Annotated in this window: 1 protein-coding gene; it reads left to right on the top strand. The window is 52.4% G+C overall.

What is annotated here, in order from left to right; genetic code table 11:
• Positions 1 to 506 (top strand): hypothetical protein (locus Y887_RS20735; RefSeq protein WP_046965576.1); only part of this gene is annotated, 506 nt, incomplete at both ends.

Raw genomic sequence — 506 nt, 5'->3', positions numbered from 1 at the left:
GCATGCAGAAAAGGCTGCTGCAAAGAAAGCAGAGCGTGAAGCCGCAAAAGCAGCAAAAGAAACCGAAAAGGCAAAGGCTAAAGAAGAAGCCAAGCGCCTGAAAGCTGAACAAGCTGCTGCTAAGAAAGCAGAGCGTGATCAAGCCCGTGCTGCAGCGAAGGCCGAAAAAGAGAAGGCCAAAGAAGAAGCTAAAGCGAAACGCAAGGCAGAGCGTGAAGCTGCTAAGATTGCGGCGAAAGAAGCTGCAGAACAGCAAAAAGAACAGCGTAAGAAAGAAGCTGAAGAACGTCGCAAAGCCATCGCAGAGCGCAAGGCTGCTAAAAAGGCAAACGGTCAGCGTCGTGCAAAAGCTACTCACTTCATCTACACTGGCAACGGCCTGAGCCAGCCGCAAGAGCACTCCACCCGTGGGCGCGTTCTGGCGGCGATCAAAGAAGGCGAAGTTGGCGTGGCGCAGTCTATCGATGAGCTGGGCGAAAAAGTTAAAGATCAACTGTTTGGCGCTT

It is taken from the genome of Xanthomonas pisi DSM 18956 (genome assembly GCF_001010415.1).
In the GTDB taxonomy this organism is placed as follows: Bacteria; Pseudomonadota; Gammaproteobacteria; order Xanthomonadales; family Xanthomonadaceae; genus Xanthomonas; species Xanthomonas pisi.
This window is presented reverse-complemented; position numbering and strand designations above follow the sequence as displayed.